A 13,880-nucleotide genomic window follows, 5' to 3' on the forward strand; every position below is an offset into this window, starting at 1 on the left:
CCGGTTAGAGTTCACGGATGGACAACCTCCAGATGGAGGCGCGGCCCAGGGACCGCGCCGCCACTCGGGGCCGGCTGCTCGCCGCGGCACGCTCGCTGTTCGCCGAGCACGGCTACGAGCACGTCACGGTGCGCATGATCGCCGCCGCGGCCGACGCCAACATCGCCCTGGTCGGGCGCTACTTCGGCTCCAAGGCAGGGCTGTTCGGCGAGGTGCTGGCCGGTGAGCCGACGATCAGCAAGGTGCTCGCCGGTGACCGGGAGGGTCTGCCCAGGCGGCTGGCCGAGCACACCGCCCGGCGCATGCACGCCGATCCCGAGAACCCGATCCTGCGCTGCCTCGAACGTTCGGCGGGCCACCCCGAGATCCAGGACCTCGTCCACGGGCGGGTCCGCACCGCGCTGGTCGACCCGCTGGCCGAGCTCCTCGGCGGCCCCGACGCGCAGGCTCGGGCCAGGCTGGTGGCGGCGATGTTCCTGGGAGTCGGCGCGCTACGCCGGCACCTCGGCCCCGAGGAGCCGACGAAAGCCGACATCGACCGGCTGACCGCCGTCTTCGAGGGCTGCCTTGCCGAACGCGGCGACACGCCGGCCAGGGGAGAGACAGGGGCGTCCGGGTAGGTCAGGGGAGTGCACCAGCGCCGTCGTGACAGGAGAGGCGCCGATGAATCTGCAACTGCTTCCGCTGGCCGTCACCATGATGGCGGGTCCCCAGATCATGTCGGCGATCATCCTCGTCACGCACAGACGCGCGGCGCGGGTGTCGCTCGCGTTCCTGGCCGGCGTCGCGATCGCGGTGATCGTGGGCGTGACGGTGGCCCGGCTGCTCGCCCATCTGCTCTCCGGCGCCCTCTCGCTGGGTGACCCCGACGACAACGGGTCAACGGGTTCGGTCATCCAGTACGTCCTGGTCGGCCTGCTGGTGCTGGCGGCGCTCAAGAACTATCGGGGCCGCGCGACGTCCGAGCCGCCCGCGTGGCTGGGCCGGCTGCTCGACGCCGGCCCCGGCCGGGCCTTCACCACCGGGCTGCTGCTGGTCCTGCTGATGCCCACCGACATCATGGTGATGCTCACCGTCGGCGTGAACCTGGAGCAGAACGACTCACCGCTCCTGGCGGCGATCCCGTTCCTGCTGGCCACGCTGCTGCTGGCGGCCCTGCCTCTGCTCGGCTACCTGATCTTCCGGCGGCGGGCGGTGGCCGTGATGCCCAAGGTGCGGGACTGGATGAACTCCCACGGCTGGCTGATCAACATCTTCGTGTGCCTGCTGTTCATCGTCCTCATCCTGACGTGAAGGCACCCTGCGGACGCCGACCCCGCCCGCCGTTCACGCCGCCAGCACCTTGGCCTTGGCGCGTTCGTACTCCTCCGGAGTGAGGTCGCCGTGGTTCTTGAGATCGGCCAGCCGGGTGAGCTCATCGGCCTGGCCGGTGCCGCGGCCGACCCGGCGTTCTACGGCCTCGTAGTAACGGGACTCGCGATCGACCATCGTGGCGACCTCGCGCCGGCCCATTTCCTTGCCGCGCGCGACCAGGTACACGAGGACGCCCAGCAGCGGCAGCACGATGACGAAGATCGTCCAGCCGGCCTTGCCCCAGCCGTTGAGCGTGTCGTCGCGGAAGATGTCGGCGATGACCCGGAAGAGCAGCATCACCCACAGAATCCAGAGGAAGAACCACATCATGCTGAGGAAGATGTTGAGCAGCGGATAGTCATCCATTTCGGTCGTCCCTCCTGTGGTCGAGCGTGCTCCCAGCGGCACCGGAGAGCGGGCGGCTCAGGGCCCAGATGTCCACGATGAGCGGCAGGGTCGCAGATCGGTGCGCGGAGAACTCGACTGCCATCTGCCCGAAGCCCGACTCTCGAATCGGACAAAAGGGATATAAGGCGAAGGTTTTTGGCTTACTAACCCTTTGGGTCGGATTTAGGGGCGCGTGCGACGCTTGGGGTCTGGATACTGGTGGGCGCGCCGGCGGACCGGGGACTTCGGAGAGACAGTCGACCCGCCGGTCGCGGACACGGGGAGCATTCGATGACCGGCTACCAGATCCTCGCGGTCGACGACGACCAGGCGATCCTGCGCGCGCTCCGCCGCGGCCTGCGGCTGGAGGGGTTCGGCGTGGACACCGCCGACTCCGGGCGGCGGGCGCTCGAACTGGTCGGGACCCGCCGCCCGGACGCCCTCGTCCTCGACGTGTCGATGCCCGGCATGTCGGGCATCGAGGTGTGCGCGCAGTTGCGGGCCGCCGGGGCCGACGTGCCGGTGCTGATGCTGTCGGCGATGGACGAGGTGGCCGACCGGGTCGCGGGGCTGGCGGCGGGCGCCGACGACTACGTGGTGAAGCCGTTCGCCCTCGACGAGCTGGTGTTACGCCTGCACGCCCTGCTGCGCAGGGCGGGCCGCGCTCCGGGCGCGACGGTGCGGGCGGGACCGCTGACGGTGGAGCCGGACGCCCGCCGGGTGACCCTGAACGGCCGGGAGATCGAGATGACCCGCCGGGAGTTCGACCTGCTGGAGGTGCTGGCGCTCAACGCCGGCATCGTGCTGTCCCGGGACGTGCTGCTGGAACGCGTCTGGGGCTACGACTTCGAGGTGACCGGCAACGCGGTCGACACCTTCGTCGGCTACCTGCGGCGCAAGCTGGAAGCCGGCGGCGAGCCGCGCCTGGTGCACACCGTGCGCGGGGTCGGCTACGTGCTGAGGTGCCCCGCGCCGTGAGCCTGTCCACTCGCTTCGCGCTCTGCCTCGCCGTGCTGGTCCCGCTGATGGTGTCGTTGGCGGGGTGGCTCGTGCTGAGCCTCGTCTCGGCCGACCTGCGCGCCGAGCGTGACAGGCAGCTGATCGTACGGCTCCGGGCCCTGACGCCGATGGCCGCCTCGTACGCGTGGCGGGCCCGCGCGATCCCCGTGATCCCGCCGAACTTCCTCGAACAGCGGCTGACGGCGGCCGGCGGCGAAGGCGGCTTCCACATCGACACGAGCGGAGCCGCACCGCTGGTCATCGGGGACGTGCCCGCGACCCTGCCGCCACCGGGCGACGGGCCGGCTGACTTCACCGAGGGCGGGCGGCGATGGCGGTTCGTGGCCGCGCACCTGGGACGGCGCGACAGCGGCGCCCGGCTGTGGCTGTTCGACCCGGAGGAACGCCTGGCCGGGCAGATCTCCCTGCTCACCGAGCGGCTGGTGACGGTCACGCTGGCCGCGGCCGGGCTGGGCGCCGTGGCCGGGTTCACGCTCGGCAGGTTCGCGGTGCGGCCGCTCGCGACGCTCAGTGGGCAGGCTCAGGCGATCGACACCCCGGCCCGTACGGAGGCCCGGCTGGCGACGAGCTCCGGAGTCACCGAGATCGACAGGCTGGCGGCGCTGCTCAACGATCTCCTCGACCGGCGCGACGCGGCGGTGGCCCGCACCGGAGAGGCGCTGGAGTCCGCCCGCGCCTTCGCGGCCACCGCGGCTCACGAGTTGCGGACCCCGCTGACCAGCATGGGCGCCAACGTCAGCCTGCTCGGCCACCCCGACCTGGATCCGGCGGAGCGCGACGAGATCATCGCCGACCTGGGCGCCGAGCACGGCCGGATCCAGCGGTTGATTACGATGCTGCGCCGGCTGGCGCGCGGCGAGTTGGTCGACCCCGCTACGTTCGCCGAGACCGACCTGAGCGAGATCGTCGGCGCCGCCGCCGACGACGCGCGGCGTCGCCACCCGGAGGCCGTGATCACCGCCTCGACCGCCGGCGCCCTGACCGTGCGCGGCTGGGCGGAGGGGCTCCGGATGATCGCCGACAACCTGCTCGACAACGCGGCGATCCACGGGCGGGACGAGCACGGCCAGGCCGTGATCGCGATGGACCTGTCCGCCGACGGGGAGGACGTGGTCCTCACCGTCCGCGACCGAGGCCCCGGGATCCCGGAGGACGACCGCGAATCGGTCTTCACCCGGTTCCAGCGGTGTCCCGGCAGCCCCGGCTCCGGTCTCGGGCTCACCCTGGTCCGGCAGCAGGCGGCCCTGCACGGCGGCACCGCCACGGTGACCGGCGAGGGCGGCGGAACGTGCGTGGAGGTGCGCCTGCCCGCCTCCGGACACCCGCCGGAGCGCCCCGCCGGAGGCCGGTCCTGGCTCGAACAGCCCCGCAGGCCGTAGCTCTGCCAGAGATCTGCCAGAAAGGTGCGCCACCATCGCGGCCTGACCTGAGAACCCCGCACAGGAGGCAACGTGCGTACGACCCACCTTCGGCGCGTCGCGGCGGTCACCACGCTCGCGCTGGCCGTCGTCTCGACGGCAGGCTTCGCCCCAGCTGGAGCCGCTGCCGCCAAACCGGCCACGCCTGACGTGGTGAGCCCCTCGGCGAACCCCGTCAAGCTGCGTAGCGCCCCCCGGCCGCTCTCCGTGACCTACACCTACGAGGGGGAGCGGCGAACCCTGAACGACTTCCTGACCCGTACGAAGACCAACGGCTTCCTCGTGCTCGACGGGCAGAAGATCGTGGCCGAGCGCTACGTCGACGCCAGCCGCGACACCCGGTTCCAGTCCTGGTCGATGGCGAAGTCCATCACCTCGGCCGCGGTCGGCATCGCGCTGCGCGATCGGGACATCCGCTCGATCGACGACCCGGTCACCAAGTACCTGCCCGAGCTGCGCGAGTCGGGCTACAACGGGGTGTCCATCCGCGACCTGCTGCGCATGTCGTCGGGCATCGAATGGGACGAACGCTCCGACATCCCGCGGGTGCAGGTGGCCGCGAACAAGGGGCACTCCGTCAAGAAGATGGCGGCGAAGCAGGTGCGGGGCTGGACTCCCGGGAGCGCGTTCGAGTACACGAGCATGAACTCCTTCGTGCTCGCCCGGCTGGTGAGCCAGGCCACCGGCACACCGTTCCACCGCTACGTGGAGCGGAAGATCTGGCAGCCGGCGGGCATGGCGGGCACAGCGCAGATCGCCAACGACGGCAACGGCGACAGCCTGGGCTACTGCTGCGTCTACGCCACCGACCGCGACTTCGCCCGGTTCGGCCTGCTCTATCTCCGCAAGGGGAAGGCGAACGGGCGGCAGGTGGTGCCCGCCTCGTGGATCACGGCGTCGACCAAGCCCTCGTCCGTCAATCCCCGCTACGGCCTGCACTGGTGGCTCGGCGGCGAGGGCGGGCGCGACTTCATGGCCGCCGGGTTCGGCGGGCAGTACATCTACGTCTCGCCCGAACACGGCGTGGTCGTCGTCAAGTCGACCACCTCCACCACCCCGCCGGACCAGGAGGAGGCGCTGACCGTGTTCCGCGCCGTGGCCGCCGAAGTCGCGAAGACCCGCTGACCCGTAACCAGCCAGGCCGGACGCCTCCCGCCCCTGGCGGGAGGCGATGGCGTCGCCGGGCCGGCCCGCTCACCCCTGCCCGGCCGCCTGGGCAGGGAGGGCCTCCGGGCGGTATCCGCTGGCCTGCAGGGCGAACAGCCGGGCGTACTCGCCGTCGCGGGTGATCAGCTCGCCGTGGGTGCCCTGTTCCACGATCCGCCCGTCGGCGAGCACCACGATGAGATCGGCCTCGCGTACGGCGCTGAGCCGGTGGGAGATGAGCAGGCTGGTGCGCCCGGCCCGGTGCCGGCGCAGGTCGGTGTGCAGGTCGTGCTCGGCCTCCGCGTCGAGACCGGCGCTCGGCTCGTCCAGGATGACCAGGTCGCGGTCCTCCCGCAGGTACACCCGGGCGAGCGCGACGCGCTGCCACTGACCGCCCGAGAGCAGGACGCCCGCCTTCGCCTCGTCCTCACCCGGGTGCCTGAAGTTACGGCTCAGCATCGTGTCGTAGCCGTGGGGGAGGTTCGCGAGCGTCTCGTCGATCCCGGACAGCGTGGCGGCCCTGCGAATGAGCTCCCGGTCTGACATGACGGAAATGTCGCCGATGCCGATGTTCTCGGCGGCAGTGAAGTCGTAGGCGACGCAGTCCTGGAAGACGGCGGCGATCCGGTCGCGCAGATCCGCGGGATCGATCTCCCGGATGTCCACCCCGTCCCAGAGCACCGCGCCGCGCTGCGGGTCGTAGAACCGGCAGAGCAGCTTGACCAGCGTCGACTTGCCGGATCCGTTGAGGCCGACCAGAGCCAGCGCGCTGCCGCAGGGCAGGAACAGATCCACACCCTTCAGCACCCACGGATGCTCGTCGTCGTAGCGGAACCACACGTCGCGGAACTCGATTCCGCGCCGGAGTGGCGGCGTCCTCTTCGGCGCCTCCAGCACCGGCAGGTCCGGTTCGGCCCGCACCACCTCGCGGTAGTGGCCGAACAGGAGCAACGACTCGTACACCCCGCCGACCGACCCGACCAGCTCCGCGAGGCCCGACTGCACTCCGGCCACCGCCGCGATGAAGACGGCCACGTCGCCGATCGACAGCGCGCCGCCCGCCGTGCCCGTCACCACCCAGATCAGGCCGGCACCCGCGGTCACCGCGCCGAGCGCGCTGAGCAGCGTCTGGGTCTTCAACTCGCGTACGTCGACCGCCCGTTCGCTCTCCTGGGCATCGCGGACGTCGGCCAGCAGCCGCCGCCGGAGGAACTCACCGAGCCCGAACAGGCGGACTTCCTTGGCGAAGTCGAGGCTGGTGAGCAGTCTGCCGAAGAAGGCGCTGCGGCGGCCGAGCGGACTGATCATCCACTGCATACCGGCCCGGAGCCGGCTCAGGGCCACCTCCGCGATGACGGTCGGCACCGCGGCGAGCAGCACCACGGCGGTCATGACCGGGCTCAGCAGCGTCAGGGTGACGACGAACCCGGCGACCGAGATGAGCGTCCGCAGCACGGAGAACGCGGGCAGGACGATCTGGACGGCCGCCGTCTGGCCCGTCTGTTCGGCCAGCCGCAGCCGGTCGAGGAACTGCGGCGTCTCGAAGCGCGCCAGCCCGGCGAACCGGTTCACCGCACCGAACAACTCGTCGCGAGCGAGCAGGTCGAGCCGCCGGCGCAACTGCGCGTCGAGATAGCGATTGAGATGGGGAAGGGTGGTGGTCAGCAGGCCGAGGACGGCCAGCCCGGCCGCCAGCCCGGCCAGCAGCGTCGGGTCACGCCGCGGGCTGCTCAGCTCGTCGAGAAGCAGCTTGGTGAGCCAGGCGCCCGCGACGGGCCAGATGCCCGACAGCACTGACAGGGCGACCGAACCGAGCGACAACAGCGGGCCGGCTCGCCAGACCATCGTCCACGCGGCTCCGGCCCGTTGCCAGAGTGGGCCGGCGGCCGAAGTGTGCCGCGTGTCCGGGGGCGAGGCGTCCGCACGGTTCCGTGCGGCGCGGATCACGCGGGAACCGGCCGGTCCAGCTCCATCACGGAGATGGAGGCGGCCCGCACCACTCCCTCGGAGGCGAGATAGAAGGCGGGAAAGGCCCTGGCCTGGAACGCCTTCTCGATCGGGCCTCCCCAGGGCTGGCGGACCACGCTGGCGACCGGCCGCAGCTTCTCGACGAGCTGCTCGGCCTGGGCACTGTCATCTCCCATGATCACCGCCACCGCGGCGGGGCGGTCGACGCGCCGGTCGGTGATGAGGCCGACAAGATCCGGCAGTTGGTCCAGGCACACCGAGCACTCCGTGGAGAGCAGGGCGACAACCTCAGGCGAGGTCACCCGGCTGTCGATCGTCTCACCGTCGACGGACTCGGCCTCGAACACCGGGAGCGACGTCCCAGTCGCCAGCAGCACCTCGGCCGGGTCTCCTGCCTTGAGCGCCACGAGCTGTTCGGTGTGCTCTCGTAACCGACGGATCACGGCCAGTGTGAGAACCAGATTGACCAGGCACAAAAGCCCGAAGACGACCATTCCCGCGACGAGAAACGGCACTCCGTCTTCCTTTCAGGACCGAGCCGGCGGGGAGGCCGGCGCGAACGATGACGCGAGATCGTCGGTGAACACGACCCCGATGACGACTGCCAGGGCGGCCCCGACGGCGACCGCCACCCCGCCGGGAAGCAGGGCGGCGTCGCCGGCGACGACGTGAGCGGTGGCACCGGCCGTGCCGATCCGATCGCCGGCACGAGCGCGGACAGGGTGCGCGAACGCCTGGCGAGAGGAGCGGTCACGCACCTTGCGCACCGCGCCGATCAGGCGACGGCAGGCCAGTGCCACGTACTCCGAACTCAGCAGCAGTCGTAGCAGACGGCCCTGCAGGTCCGGTCGTTGCCGCACCACTTCAGCTTCGAGGAGCGGTCGAGCCAGCGGTAGCAGTAGTAGTTGCAGCCACTGCCGTCGGTGTAGAGATACTTACCCTGGCACAGCGGGGCCGCGTCCGCGCTGCTGCTGGGCAGCAGCAACCCGAGCAGCTTGTCGCCCAGAGCGTTGACCTTTTTGATCATGCTTCTCCCTTTACGCATCGACTGTGCACAGGCCCGCTGCAGTGAGCGCGGGACCCATGTCACCTCCACACCGCGGTGCGCCGTCACCCTCTCAGTGAGCGCTACCGGATCACTACCGGATCACTACCCGATCGCTACCGGCGCGGCTGATCGGGGTCAGGACGCGAGGTCAGACGCCTGGTCACGACACCGACCAGGTGCTCAGCAGGCAGGAAACCCCAGGTCCTGGAGTCGTAACTGTCGAGCGCGTCCCCGAAGACCACGAGGCGACCGGCCGGGACGGGCGTCCCGGCCGGTCGCCCGCAGGCGTCGACGGCGGCCTCCGGCAGGGGGTCGCCGGGAACGGCCACGACCCGCTTGATGCTCCAGCCCCTGCGTGCCGGACTCCTCGACGACGGCGACCCGTTCCAGCCCGCCCGCGGCGGCGGCGTGCGCAGCACCACCACGTCGCCGCGAGCAGGCAGCCGGATGGTCGCCCTGCGCACCAGGACCCGGTCGCCATCGGTGAAGGCCGGGCGCATGCTGGCGCCGTTGACCGTGATGACGAGATAGCGGCGTCGTACGGCCAGCAGGCCGACGGCCACGGCGACGCCTGCGGCGAGCACCATGCTCACCCGCCGGCCCGTCATGGCGCGGACAGCATCTGGGCCGCCGGTGTCTCGATCAGGATGGCGTGCTCGATGTCGCGCAGTTCGCTGCTCGGCTCGATGCCCAGCTCCTCATGCAGCCGCCCGCGCAGGCCGTGGTAGGCGCGCAGGGCCTCGACCCTGCGTCCGCACCCGTACAGGGCGATCATCAGTAAGGCGCACAGGCGCTCGCGCAGCGGATGGCTGCCGATCAGCGGCTCTATCTCGGCCGCCACCCTGGCGTGCCCGTCGAGCGCCAACTCGGCGTGCATGCACTCCTCCCATGCGATCAGACGTTGTTCCTCCAGGTGGGTGGCCTCCGCGGCGAGGCCGGGCACGCCGTCGAGTGCCCGCCCGAACCAGCGAGCCAGGGCCCCGCGAAAGCAGGTGACCGCCCCCGGCAGGTCACCCGCCACCATGGCGGACGAGGCCTGTCGCACCTCTCCTCTGAACACCTCCACGTCGATCTCACCCGGGTCGGCGTGGAGCAGGTATCCCGAGGAGACCGTGCTGATCCGTTCGCCTCCGGTGGACGTACGAGCCAGCATCTGACGTAACGCCGAGAGGGTCTTCTGTATCTGCGCCTGTGCGGTGAGGGGAGGGCGGTCGCCCCACACGATGTCGACCAGCCTGTCGGTCTCCACGACCCGATTGGCGTTCAGCGCCAGAGACGCGAAGACCGCGCGCTGACGATGCCCTCGAAACCACAGGCGGCAGGCGTCGTCGCGCACCTCCGGCGGACCGAGAAGGCAAAACTTCATATACACCCCGTAGAAGCTCACATACCCATAAACCGGACAAGAAGGCAGTTCTTGCGATATAAGCTACTAATTCCCGAATTATGCGCTATGGCCTATTTGCTCACTAGGGCGTCGCAATGGCGATGCGCAATCTCGGCTCTACTGTCATGGAATCGATACGGAGTTCGACATGCGACAAATGTTTGGCCGACTTAGGGTCTGACTCGGTGTCGACTCGCGGGCATCCCTTGACGATGAGCCACTACAGAAGGACGCCGCGTATGACTCGGAGACCGAGGTGATCGCTGGGGATCGGGACCGATCGAATTCCGTAGGTCCGCACCGTCGGGCGCGAAACGATCACCGCGATGTCCGACGCTGCATCGGGTTCGCCGCCTTCCCAAGGGGGCGAGTCATGGCAGCCTTCTCGCTGGGATGAGCGGTCAGATCCAGTCGTTCAGCATCTGTTCGAGACGGGCGTTCGCCTCCGCCGGGTCATAACCCGGCAGCGCCGCGCGCATGACCTCGTGGACCTGGCGCTGGGCGTCCGCGCACGCCTCGCGCACCGCCGCCAGCGTCTCCTCCGCCAGCTCGTCACTGGGTAGGCGCGTCGCGCGCGGTCCATAGGCGACCTGCAGGACCCGTCCGTTCACGTCCACCGCCGCCTTGACCTGGCACGATGGCGCCTCACCTGATCCGACGATCTGCTCGAGCTCCTCCTGGGCCTCCTCCAGCCGGGCGAGCATCTGCTCGCCCTGCCGTCCGGCCTCGTCGAGGTCCCGCTCCCTGATGTTCGCGGGATCGTACCGATGCTCGTACACGCAGGCCTCCCGGACCTAGAGAAGATTGCGGGCTGCCTGCTCCACCCGCTCGTTCACGAAGGTCTCGTCGAGCGGCGGGGGCAGGGTCGCGGCGTTGGACGAGGCTCTGTCCGCGATCTCCTGGGCCTGGCGCTCGGCGTCCTCCTGCGCGGCGCGGAGCACCGCCGTGACCTCCCGCCCGAGGGCCGTGTTGCCGAGCCGCAGGGCCCGAGGATCGATGCGCAGGCGGGTCAGGCCCCCCGTGCCGTCGGCGGCGGCCTCCACCAGCCCGTCCTTGCTCTGGGCCTGGCCTTCCACCTGCTGGATCGCGGCGCGTGCCGCCTGGAGATCACGCACGATCCTCTGGCCTTCGGCGAAGTAGTCGGCCAGGTAGTCGGCATCGTCTCCGGGCGCAGGTGGCCGCATGTCAACCTCCGGCAGTGCGATGCAACGAACAACAGCGGCCAAGTCTAAACGTGACTTTCACCGCCTAGGTAGTCAGTTGTGGATCTATCTCGGTGAGGTGTCGCCAAGGCTGAGATGTGGCCTATATGGTCTTGCGACGTGACGGGATTTGAGATCAATGCTGGTGCGGTGGAGCAGGGAGCCGCGCTGGTCAGGGCTCATGGAGAGGACTACGGGACCGCGCCCGACAGTCTCCGGGCGCGCGACGGGGTGTCCTCGTGGGGAGACGACGGCCTGTTCTCCGGGTTCACCAGTATCTACGCCGAATGCCGTGCGACGTCGATGGCGGCGCTCAGCGGGCTCCAGGCCGTGATCGCCGCTACCGGCGACGGCCTGTATCAGACGGCCAGGAACACCCGTGAGACCGAGGCGGTCAACGCCTCGGCCACCGAGAACCTGGGGTAGGAATGGTTGTGACCCTCCCCCCGGCGGCCGCCGGAATGATGTCCATGCTCGGCCCTTGGCCGGCGCTCAACGAGGACATGGTGACGGAGGAGGGCGGTTTCCTGCGAACCGCCCATGCCGCTACGGGCCTCACGGCCGAAGAGGCCAACTCGACGGTCAACGGCGTGCAGCAGGTCTACCAGGGGTCGTCCTCCACCAGCCTGGCGGGCTACTGGGATGAGATGGGTGGGCAGAACGGCTATCTCGCCCAGGCCAACTCCGCGATGAGGTCGATTCCCGTGGCGCTCGACGGCACCGCTTCGGTGGTGTCGGCGGTGAAGGTGGCGGCGGGCACACAGGCGGTGTTCGGCGCGGTCGAGGTCGCCAACTTGCTGGCCCTCGGCGGGGTGGCCGGGGGGGCGGCGGCCACCGCGCGGGTGCTCCTGAGACGCAAGGCGGTCGGATCAATTCTGCGTGCGGGGAGCAAGGGCGCCGGTGAGGTGCTGGGCCCGTTGGTACAGCGCATGACCACCGGCCCGATGCGCCGTATCCTGGACAATCTCCGACTCCCAGGCGGCCCCATGGGCCCGCGCCCGCTCGCGGCCGGCCCTTACGGCGGAATGCCGCTGCGGTCCACGGGGCTGAGATCACCCTCCAGCTCCCGTTCCGCCTGGGACGGCATGACCCAGATGGTTCGTAGGAGGCGACGCGGCGGCGGAAACACCGGAGGAAACAACGGAGGAAACAACCGACCCAACGGCAAGGACGACACTGGTAAGTGGCATGGCCAGCTCCCCACAGTAAATGGCAAGACGAAAGCACAATTAGAGCAGGAGATAGCCGATCTGCGTGAAAGTATCCTGAATCGCAAGATAGAGGCGAAACTCAAGTTCAATGGCGGTGATGCAGGCCATCGCGAGAGACTAAGGCGGGAAGAACTGGCCCTCGAAGGTCTCCTGAAGGCCCTCAGGGAATTTCCTAAAAACTAAAACGGGGGAGAGCTAATGCAGACGCAAGCAGGCGATGATCTGATAGGGACCATCCTCACGCATTCAGCCGACGATGACGTTCTGGGCCCGGCAGCCAACGACCTGCTGGACGAGTTTTTCACGGGCTACTCCGTGGAGAACCTCGGCAGGCTTCTCCACAGCGGCGACGACAAGGCCGTGCAGACGGGAGCCTGGCTGCTGTCGGAGCTGGGCGATCTCGCCGGTCCTCTGATGGCCGAGGTCCCGGAGCTCCTCGCCCATCCGCTCCCCCGGGTCCGGTTCTACACGATCGACGCCGTGCTGATGAACGGCGACGCCCAGGACGGTCCCATCATCGCCCAGACGCTCACCTTGACCCGGGACCCCGACGAGGCCGTCCGGTGGAAGGTCCTCGGCTTCCTGGCCACCGCCTCGACCGAGCAACTGTCCGCCGGAGCGGCATGCCTGGAAGACGTTCAGCTCAAGGAGCTGACCGAGTGGCTGGTCCGTCTGGAGACGGAAGAGTTCGATCCGCGTGACGTCCTCGTCCGGCTCGAAGGCAACGATCGGGTGGCCCGGCTGTTCGCAGCGGCGGCCGCCGCGGGTGACGCCGACCTTTTGGCCCACGCGGCCACCGTGGAGGACGAGGAGGTCCGCTCGTTCGCCCAGGGGCAGCTCGAACACTTTCAGTGAGCCGCCACGTCGAGGCCGGGCACCTACCTTCGAACTGCTCGCTCTCGCCAAATCGCATGATGAAGATTGTTCGTGGTCGGCCCATGCAAACCCGGCGCCTATGCGGCCCTCGCGTTGAGCTGCACCGTCGACGTCATTCTCGCTGCCTAGTGCATCAGGCGAGGCATGAGCAACAGGGCTGATCGGCAGTGAACTGACCGCCACGATAATCATGGACATGATCCGTATCGACGCCGTTCTGGAGACTGACGGAACGGCCGACTTCACCGCTTGGCCGATCGCAGCACCCGCCGAAGATGGCGTCCTTGCCCTCTCCGGCCAGATGAGCCCAGCCGAGGTCGGCACCGCGATGGCGATCATCTTCTGCTATGGCGAAATCCCGACCGCGCCGATCAACGATCTCCACCATCTGCTGGACCGACATCTGGCCGATGCTGAAGCGCTTCTTGCCCCGGGCGGGCTGAGGGTCAGGGACACGGCCACCAAGGCCGAGATCCGGCCGGGGTGCTGTTGTGGCCTGGAGAACTGGCGAGAGTGGCGCAACCTGCTGCACAAGAAGGGCATCTGGCTCGGGCACGATCCCAACACTGATCTCGAATACATCGCCGGAGCCGTCCGGCTCAGGCAGGAGTCAGGCCCGGGTTCGCCACCTTCGCCACGGTATGAGGTGGAGGTCCAGCTCGACGACCTGCCCGCACTCCTGACTGCGGTGCACCTGCGACTACAGGGCTTCCTCGGCCTCGTCCGCCAATGGGCAGGCGAGACCAGCCCGCGAGCCGCCGACCGCCTCATCGCCATTCTCGACGAGAACTTCGAAATCAACGGCCCTCTCGAACGATGACTTCCGGGCGGCGGTGTCGTCTAAAGCATCGGCGACAGGCCACA

General features: G+C 69.3%; 18 protein-coding genes. 9 read left to right on the forward strand and 9 right to left on the reverse strand.

Annotated elements, in window-relative coordinates:
• The first annotated feature begins 17 nt into the window (after nucleotides 1-17).
• Together IEY82_RS28940 and IEY82_RS28945 are read left to right on the forward strand one after the other, a co-directional pair.
• Complete coding sequence (locus IEY82_RS28940) at nucleotides 18-620, forward strand: TetR/AcrR family transcriptional regulator (RefSeq protein ID WP_189127404.1); 603 nt, start codon at nucleotides 18-20, stop codon at nucleotides 618-620.
• A 43-nt stretch (nucleotides 621-663) separates the two neighbouring features.
• On the forward strand, nucleotides 664-1,293 hold the full coding sequence (locus tag IEY82_RS28945; protein WP_189127405.1) for a GAP family protein: 630 nt from the start codon (nucleotides 664-666) through the stop codon (nucleotides 1,291-1,293).
• Between the two features lie 33 nt (nucleotides 1,294-1,326).
• Here IEY82_RS28945 and IEY82_RS28950 read toward each other — a convergent pair whose 3' ends face one another.
• Nucleotides 1,327-1,719 carry an SHOCT domain-containing protein gene (locus tag IEY82_RS28950; RefSeq protein WP_189127406.1) on the reverse strand — a complete coding sequence of 131 codons (393 nt, stop codon included), beginning with the start codon at nucleotides 1,717-1,719 and terminating at the stop codon, nucleotides 1,327-1,329.
• A 312-nt stretch (nucleotides 1,720-2,031) separates the two neighbouring features.
• Between IEY82_RS28950 and IEY82_RS28955 the strand changes: the two genes are divergently transcribed.
• The 3 genes from IEY82_RS28955 to IEY82_RS28965 all read left to right on the forward strand — a co-directional run bounded on the left by IEY82_RS28955 (nucleotide 2,032) and on the right by IEY82_RS28965 (nucleotide 5,303).
• Nucleotides 2,032-2,718 carry a response regulator transcription factor gene (locus tag IEY82_RS28955; RefSeq protein ID WP_189127407.1) on the forward strand — a complete coding sequence of 229 codons (687 nt, stop codon included), beginning with the start codon at nucleotides 2,032-2,034 and terminating at the stop codon, nucleotides 2,716-2,718.
• The gene (locus IEY82_RS28960) at nucleotides 2,715-4,139 is read left to right on the forward strand and encodes a sensor histidine kinase (RefSeq protein ID WP_189127408.1); all 1,425 of its coding nucleotides are present in this window, start codon (nucleotides 2,715-2,717) and stop codon (nucleotides 4,137-4,139) included. Before IEY82_RS28955 ends, IEY82_RS28960 begins: the two co-directional genes overlap by 4 nt.
• Nucleotides 4,140-4,211: 72 nt before the next feature.
• The gene (locus tag IEY82_RS28965) at nucleotides 4,212-5,303 is read left to right on the forward strand and encodes a serine hydrolase domain-containing protein (protein WP_189127409.1); all 1,092 of its coding nucleotides are present in this window, start codon (nucleotides 4,212-4,214) and stop codon (nucleotides 5,301-5,303) included.
• Between the two features lie 69 nt (nucleotides 5,304-5,372).
• On the opposite strand, the gene IEY82_RS28970 is transcribed toward IEY82_RS28965, so the two are convergent.
• The 8 genes from IEY82_RS28970 to IEY82_RS29005 form a co-directional block, all read right to left on the reverse strand.
• A complete protein-coding gene (locus IEY82_RS28970; protein ID WP_189127410.1) occupies nucleotides 5,373-7,169 on the reverse strand; it encodes an ABC transporter ATP-binding protein in 1,797 nt (598 codons plus the stop codon).
• 98 nt (nucleotides 7,170-7,267) lie between these two features.
• Nucleotides 7,268-7,807, reverse strand: a complete 540-nt coding sequence (locus IEY82_RS28975) for a TlpA family protein disulfide reductase (RefSeq protein WP_189127411.1) — start codon at nucleotides 7,805-7,807, stop codon at nucleotides 7,268-7,270.
• A 12-nt stretch (nucleotides 7,808-7,819) separates the two neighbouring features.
• Nucleotides 7,820-8,152 carry a hypothetical protein gene (locus IEY82_RS28980; protein WP_189127412.1) on the reverse strand — a complete coding sequence of 111 codons (333 nt, stop codon included), beginning with the start codon at nucleotides 8,150-8,152 and terminating at the stop codon, nucleotides 7,820-7,822.
• Nucleotides 8,104-8,319, reverse strand: a complete 216-nt coding sequence (locus IEY82_RS28985) for a hypothetical protein (protein ID WP_189127413.1) — start codon at nucleotides 8,317-8,319, stop codon at nucleotides 8,104-8,106. The genes IEY82_RS28980 and IEY82_RS28985 overlap by 49 nt, the downstream gene beginning before the upstream one ends.
• A 134-nt stretch (nucleotides 8,320-8,453) precedes the next feature.
• Entirely contained in the window at nucleotides 8,454-8,948 is a 495-nt protein-coding gene (locus IEY82_RS28990; protein ID WP_229697721.1) for a S26 family signal peptidase, read from the reverse strand.
• The gene (locus tag IEY82_RS28995) at nucleotides 8,945-9,706 is read right to left on the reverse strand and encodes an AfsR/SARP family transcriptional regulator (RefSeq protein ID WP_189127414.1); all 762 of its coding nucleotides are present in this window, start codon (nucleotides 9,704-9,706) and stop codon (nucleotides 8,945-8,947) included. The genes IEY82_RS28990 and IEY82_RS28995 overlap by 4 nt, the downstream gene beginning before the upstream one ends.
• Nucleotides 9,707-10,128: 422 nt before the next feature.
• The gene (locus IEY82_RS29000) at nucleotides 10,129-10,506 is read right to left on the reverse strand and encodes a YbaB/EbfC family nucleoid-associated protein (RefSeq protein ID WP_189127415.1); all 378 of its coding nucleotides are present in this window, start codon (nucleotides 10,504-10,506) and stop codon (nucleotides 10,129-10,131) included.
• 15 nt (nucleotides 10,507-10,521) lie between these two features.
• On the reverse strand, nucleotides 10,522-10,911 hold the full coding sequence (locus IEY82_RS29005) for a YbaB/EbfC family nucleoid-associated protein (protein ID WP_189127416.1): 390 nt from the start codon (nucleotides 10,909-10,911) through the stop codon (nucleotides 10,522-10,524).
• A 138-nt stretch (nucleotides 10,912-11,049) separates the two neighbouring features.
• Between IEY82_RS29005 and IEY82_RS29010 the strand changes: the two genes are divergently transcribed.
• The 4 genes from IEY82_RS29010 (at nucleotide 11,050) to IEY82_RS29025 (ending at nucleotide 13,836) form a co-directional block, all read left to right on the forward strand.
• Nucleotides 11,050-11,355 carry a hypothetical protein gene (locus tag IEY82_RS29010; RefSeq protein WP_189127417.1) on the forward strand — a complete coding sequence of 102 codons (306 nt, stop codon included), beginning with the start codon at nucleotides 11,050-11,052 and terminating at the stop codon, nucleotides 11,353-11,355.
• 8 nt (nucleotides 11,356-11,363) lie between these two features.
• Nucleotides 11,364-12,323, forward strand: coding sequence for a hypothetical protein (locus tag IEY82_RS29015; RefSeq protein WP_189127418.1), 960 nt, complete (start codon nucleotides 11,364-11,366; stop codon nucleotides 12,321-12,323).
• A gap of 15 nt (nucleotides 12,324-12,338) precedes the next feature.
• Nucleotides 12,339-12,995 carry a hypothetical protein gene (locus IEY82_RS29020; RefSeq protein WP_189127419.1) on the forward strand — a complete coding sequence of 219 codons (657 nt, stop codon included), beginning with the start codon at nucleotides 12,339-12,341 and terminating at the stop codon, nucleotides 12,993-12,995.
• A gap of 217 nt (nucleotides 12,996-13,212) precedes the next feature.
• Nucleotides 13,213-13,836: a hypothetical protein gene (locus tag IEY82_RS29025; RefSeq protein ID WP_189127420.1), complete on the forward strand. Its 624-nt coding sequence runs from the start codon at nucleotides 13,213-13,215 to the stop codon at nucleotides 13,834-13,836.
• The last annotated feature ends 44 nt before the right edge of the window (nucleotides 13,837-13,880 follow it).

Origin of the sequence: Nonomuraea cavernae (assembly GCF_014646355.1) — a bacterium.
Classification (GTDB): Bacteria; Actinomycetota; Actinomycetes; order Streptosporangiales; family Streptosporangiaceae; genus Nonomuraea; species Nonomuraea cavernae.

Excerpts from the sequence above, each read along its gene's own strand:
- IEY82_RS28940 (WP_189127404.1), top strand. The coding sequence starts at position 18 with ATGGACAACCTCCAGATGGAGGCGCGGCCCAGGGACCGCGCCGCCACT.
- IEY82_RS28945 (WP_189127405.1), top strand. The coding sequence starts at position 664 with ATGAATCTGCAACTGCTTCCGCTGGCCGTCACCATGATGGCGGGTCCC.
- IEY82_RS28950 (WP_189127406.1), bottom strand. The coding sequence starts at position 1,719 with ATGGATGACTATCCGCTGCTCAACATCTTCCTCAGCATGATGTGGTTC.
- IEY82_RS28955 (WP_189127407.1), top strand. The coding sequence starts at position 2,032 with ATGACCGGCTACCAGATCCTCGCGGTCGACGACGACCAGGCGATCCTG.
- IEY82_RS28970 (WP_189127410.1), bottom strand. The coding sequence starts at position 7,169 with ATGGTCTGGCGAGCCGGCCCGCTGTTGTCGCTCGGTTCGGTCGCCCTG.
- IEY82_RS28985 (WP_189127413.1), bottom strand. The coding sequence starts at position 8,319 with ATGATCAAAAAGGTCAACGCTCTGGGCGACAAGCTGCTCGGGTTGCTG.
- IEY82_RS28990 (WP_229697721.1), bottom strand. The coding sequence starts at position 8,948 with ATGACGGGCCGGCGGGTGAGCATGGTGCTCGCCGCAGGCGTCGCCGTG.
- IEY82_RS28995 (WP_189127414.1), bottom strand. The coding sequence starts at position 9,706 with ATGAAGTTTTGCCTTCTCGGTCCGCCGGAGGTGCGCGACGACGCCTGC.
- IEY82_RS29005 (WP_189127416.1), bottom strand. The coding sequence starts at position 10,911 with ATGCGGCCACCTGCGCCCGGAGACGATGCCGACTACCTGGCCGACTAC.
- IEY82_RS29020 (WP_189127419.1), top strand. The coding sequence starts at position 12,339 with ATGCAGACGCAAGCAGGCGATGATCTGATAGGGACCATCCTCACGCAT.
- IEY82_RS29025 (WP_189127420.1), top strand. The coding sequence starts at position 13,213 with ATGATCCGTATCGACGCCGTTCTGGAGACTGACGGAACGGCCGACTTC.